The sequence below is a fragment of the Mesorhizobium sp. Root552 genome (genome assembly GCF_001427285.1).
In the GTDB taxonomy this organism is placed as follows: Bacteria; Pseudomonadota; Alphaproteobacteria; order Rhizobiales; family Rhizobiaceae; genus Mesorhizobium.
The window spans coordinates 1-4,873 of the sequence record NZ_LMFV01000048.1; the positions used below are offsets into that span (position 1 = coordinate 1).

General features: G+C 56.5%; 5 protein-coding genes. 1 reads left to right on the forward strand and 4 read right to left on the reverse strand.

Going from position 1 to position 4,873, the window contains the following annotated elements; translation table 11 throughout:
- Nucleotides 1-39: 39 nt before the first annotated feature.
- On the forward strand, nt 40-153 hold the full coding sequence (locus ASD50_RS23990; RefSeq protein WP_274533332.1) for a recombinase family protein: 114 nt from the start codon (nt 40-42) through the stop codon (nt 151-153).
- 188 nt (nt 154-341) lie between these two features.
- On the opposite strand, the gene ASD50_RS17520 is transcribed toward ASD50_RS23990, so the two are convergent.
- The 4 genes from ASD50_RS17520 to ASD50_RS22720 all read right to left on the reverse strand — a co-directional run.
- The gene (locus tag ASD50_RS17520; RefSeq protein WP_056243930.1) at nt 342-674 is read right to left on the reverse strand and encodes a DUF6894 family protein; all 333 of its coding nucleotides are present in this window, start codon (nt 672-674) and stop codon (nt 342-344) included.
- A 203-nt stretch (nt 675-877) separates the two neighbouring features.
- Entirely contained in the window at nt 878-2,992 is a 2,115-nt protein-coding gene (locus ASD50_RS17525; protein WP_056243934.1) for a catalase, read from the reverse strand.
- A 350-nt stretch (nt 2,993-3,342) separates the two neighbouring features.
- Nucleotides 3,343-3,849 carry a ferritin-like domain-containing protein gene (locus ASD50_RS17530; RefSeq protein WP_056243939.1) on the reverse strand — a complete coding sequence of 169 codons (507 nt, stop codon included), beginning with the start codon at nt 3,847-3,849 and terminating at the stop codon, nt 3,343-3,345.
- Between the two features lie 394 nt (nt 3,850-4,243).
- Nucleotides 4,244-4,873 (reverse strand): DUF421 domain-containing protein (locus ASD50_RS22720; protein WP_156465158.1); only part of this gene is annotated, 630 nt, incomplete at its 5' end.

The following is a 4,873-nucleotide window of genomic DNA, read 5'->3' on the forward strand; positions in this document are numbered from 1 at the left end:
CCCGTCATTGCCTCCATCCAGCGTTCCGGCATCACCAGCCTGCGCGGGATCGCCACGGCCCTCAACAACCGCGGCATCCACACCCCACGCAATGGCCAGTGGCAGGTATCAAACGTGCGCAACCTCTTGAAACGGTCAACCAAAGTCGCTTAGGCCTCCTGACCGCTTTTATAGACGGGAAATATCTACAGAGCTCGTTGGCTAGACGAAAGCCGTTTTATGTCCGTCGTCAGAACGTTTGGCGCTGATGGGTGGTTGAGTTAGCGGAGCGGAGCGGACATGGCTCATGCCGGGTGGAATGGCACTGCTTTGTAAAATTATGGCGGTTGTCCAACAATTAGTCATGGTTGTGCTCGTCTGGCCGTATCGGCTTCCTGAACATCAATTGCGAAAAGCAATCCGCCTTTTTCATCTCGAACACGCACTAGCCAACCGGGTCGTTCTTTAATACTGGGCTGGAGATCGTCCAGCAGCTCAACTGCACAGCGCACGGCTTCCTCGCGGGCAGCTTCGAAGCTCGGTAATCTGGACGGCGGAACGCTACGGCGAGCTTGCCCATCGCAATACTCGAATATGTATACGTCCCCCTCTTGGTCATGCGCGCCCGTGAGAGCCACCTCGTCGTAATTACCGTTGCTCGCGGCGTCATACGCATTTTCTGGCAAATCGAACATAGCGGTCTGGACAAGGATAGTTTTGCACGGTCAACAATGTCGCGATCGCCTGCGGCCTCGACGGCCACCATGTCGACTGTCACGCAATCGCCTCCTTCACCACAAAAAGCCACACGCAAAACAGCCTCTCCTGTTGGTGCGATTGCATGGCGAATGTCTGTTCGAAGGATCTCCATCACAGCCTTCCTCTATTAGAACGCGCGCTAAAGCTTCACCGCGGTCTCACGGCTCCAGAGACGAAGCTTGCGGCAGGATTCGATAAAGCCGGCAATGCCCTTGGCATCTTCCAGGATGATCAGTCCCTGGTCAGCGTCAGGATCGACTCCCGCCTTGTTGAGCAGAGGGATAGCGCCCGGCGTGAAGGCGATAAATTTGCAGTGGGCGAATGCGTCGGCGACGAAGTCGCGCGCAGCCGCTTCGCCGGCCAGACGCTCGCCACCTTCTTCTGAAAGGGCAAGCGCGACCGCGTCGAACAGAACCGACGGGCCGCCGTCGATCATGTGCCGCGCATCGATCCAACTTCCGTCCCCGGCCGCCACGCCCCCGACCTTCGGCGCGATGACTTCCATGACGGCGCCTTCCTTCTCGATCGCGGATTGGAGCTTCTTGAGCATCACGGCATCGGCACCCGCACTCACCAGCACCCCAACCTTGCGGCCGGCAAAACTTTCCGGCCCGTTCTCAATGATGCTGAGAGCGCGCGAAGGTTCGAGATCGTTCCGAGGCGTGACCGCGGCATCGGCACGATTTGGCAGTTTCTTCAGGCCCAATTTGTCGGCAACGGTCTCGGCCAGCCCCTCGTCAATGTTTAGCAGGTGCGAGACCATCCGCTCGCGGATCACGGGCGTCTCTACCTTGGAAAGCTCAAAGGTCAGCGCCATGGCTATATGGCGCTGCTCGGGCGGTGTCTGGCTATTGAAGAACTGCCGCGCCTGACTGTAGTGGTCGGCAAAGCTCTCTGCGCGCAACCTGACCTTCTGGCCTTCCTCCCCGTCGGCGAATGATCGGAAGCCTCGCTGCGGCGATTCCCGTGGGCCTTCGCCGAAGGAGTTCGGCTCGTAGTTGACGCGGCCGACCGGATTGCGCATCGCCATATGGCCATCTTGCTGGAAGTGATGGAACGGGCATTTGGGCGCATTGATCGGGATGTGCGTGAAGTTGGGGCCGCCCAGCCGCTTCAGCTGCGTGTCGAGATACGAGAAGTTGCGACCCTGCAGCAGCGGATCGTTTGAAAAGTCGACGCCGGGCGGAACGTTCTGCGTCATGAACGCGACCTGCTCGGTCTCCGCGAAGAAATTGTCCGGCATGCGGTCGAGAACGAGGCGTCCGACCGGTATCGGCTCGATCACCTCTTCAGGGATGAGTTTGGTCGCGTCCAGGACGTCGAAATCAAAGCTGTCGACGAAATCCTGATCGAACAACTGCACCCGCAATTCCCATTCCGGAAAGTTTCCTGCTTGAATCGCTTGCCAAAGGTCGCGGCGATGGAAATCCGGATCGGCGCCATTGATCTTGACGGCCTCGTTCCAGACCACCGACTGCAGGCCGAGCTTGGGCTTCCAATGGAATTTGACGAAAGTCGATTCATCCTTGGCATTGACGAAGCGGAACGTGTGCACGCCAAAGCCTTCCATGAAACGGAAGGAGCGCGGGATAGCCCGGTCCGACATGATCCACATGATCATGTGCATCGATTCCGGCGTGAGCGAAATAAAATCCCAAAAGTTGTCGTGCGCCGACTGCGCCTGCGGAAACGCCCTGTCGGGCTCTTCCTTGACGGCATGCACCAGGTCCGGGAACCTGATGGCGTCCTGGATAAAGAACACCGGCATATTGTTGCCGACGATGTCCCAGTTGCCTTCCTTCGTATAGAGTTTGACGGCGAACCCACGAACGTCGCGCGCTAGGTCGACTGAGCCCTTGCTGCCAGCTACGGTCGAGAACCGAACGAAGGCCGGTGTCTTCTCTCCGGCGCGCTGAAAAATGTCCGCTCGAGTATATTTGGTCAGCGACTCATACGTCTCGAAATAGCCGTGCGCGCCGTATCCCCGGGCATGAACCACTCGCTCGGGAATGCGTTCATGATCGAAGTGGAATATCTTCTCCCGAAAATGGAAGTCTTCGATCAAGCTTGGCCCTCGATCGCCGATTTTCAGCGTATTGTGATCGTCACTGACTGGGGTGCCTTGAGCGGTCGTGAGAATGGGGCCATCGCCTCTCGCGATCTGGTGAAGCTCCCCTCCCTCGCCCCGAATGAGTTTCTGGTCGTGAATGTTGGCTGCCTTGCCGGAGGCCTCTGTAGCTGACGTACGGGCCATGGGTGTTACCTCGTCGCGTTGTTAAGATTGGGATCCCTTGAATCCGCGATAGGTCCAAGGGCTGGATGTTTGTTTGCTAACGCCTTTCAGACTTGGGACGCTTACGTCCAAAGTCTTTCGCCCCATACGTTGATGGGCCGGCAGCGTGTGGGATCGCAGGATTGAATTCCCGCAAACTTATGACATTAGCTGTGGCGCCCAAAGCGCTGCGTTGACCCACTAGCGTTATGAGTTCAGGAGCCAGTCCATCTCCGTGACGTGCGATACGATGCATGCTAAGCAGAAGCATTGTTACCTCCTGTTGTTCAAACAAATGAGACCCGAGGCATGAACTCGGGTCTCATTTGAAGTCAGGCCGCTTTCCTTGCCTTGGCTCTTTCGTTTGCAGAGGCGTCCGCCAACTTGGTCAGGTCGCTGTCGGTCTTTGCTTCCTCCTGCAATGTTGCGTCGAGAAGGGCTGCAGCGTCGGCCATACCGAGTTCGGTTGCCCAACGCTTCAGCGTGCCATACCGGGAAATTTCATAGTGCTCGACAGCTTGGGCAGCCGAGATCAAACCCGCGTCGAGCGCTGCTGTATCCTTGAATTCTTCCATGATTTCATCGCCTTCGGTGACGATTCCCTCAATGGCTTCGCAGGTCTTCCCCTGGGGGCGCTTACCAAGGATTTCGAACACCTGTTGCAGTCGCTCCACGTGCCCTTCGGTTTGCTGCTGATGCTTGTCGAATGCGGTCTTAAGGTCCGCCGACTGCGCAGCGCGCTTCATTTTGGGCAGCGTCTTCAAAATCTTGCGTTCGGCGTAATAGATATCCTTGAGCGTGTCGTGGAACAGGTCGTCCAACGTCTTTACTTTGGCCATTTTCATGTCCCTTCTCTTCGTTTCTGTGAATTTGGTAACGAAGATCACGCTCGCGTGATCGGCCCAGAACAACGCGACGAGTGCCAGGGAGTTCCCTCAAGTTTAGTCGTGCGGAACGGGAAAATGACGGCTTTCAACTTAGGATCCGAGCTTCTCGAAATCGTGAGCATGTTGATCAACGAAAAGCTCATGGAATTGCCCCCCGAAATTCGAGGATCAGTAGGAAGAAGTCTCAAGCAAGTTGATTGACGCCAAGCACAAGGGCAAGAGAGCCGCAAGACGCGGCCTCCACCGGACCGAAGAACCTGTCAATCTGGGCGAAGCTCTGTAAAATAGTCGAGTAGTAAGAAGGAAGCCTCAATCAAAGAGCGGGAAAAAGAACAAAGCCGCTTAGCTAGAAACCTCGCGATTTTGGATTGCTGGCTCGTACCCATACGTCATGATGGCAGTGAGTACACGGCGTGGAGCCCTTTTTTTGAACTGTACCGCACTTCTTACATGCAACAAGACCCTCGTATGCGCCGGGCTTTATTTCTTCCGGCATCTCTATGTCCCATGGCGGGACTATGGGTAAGCCCGGGCGGGCTTCTTTCGCTCTGAACACGGTCAATACCCCATCTGTCTCCAAATAGGCGTGCGCAATCTCTCCTAGATGCTCGATCCCGTGTTCACGAAGTTGCTGGAACAGCTCGCTCTCGCTCAAGGTTGTGCTTTCCAGAAACCGACGGCACACCACCCCATTACGGATGGCTTCCTCAGCTGTACCGTCAATGGCCCTCTCCGCCGCCCCGTTTCGAGCGATCAGGACATCAAGGCCTTTGTTCGCTACAACGACTACCGTGATTACCAAAAGAGCATGGAGGAGCGGCACGTCGGGATAAAACATGGCATCGCCAACTGCCGATCCCAGGGCTATCACCAGAAGGTGTCCGGCGTCAGCGCTGATGGGACCAAAGCGGTTTAACCGAGAACGGAGGATTTCTGGTTCATTGTAGCCTTTCAAAGGAGCGAAGATGAGACAGAG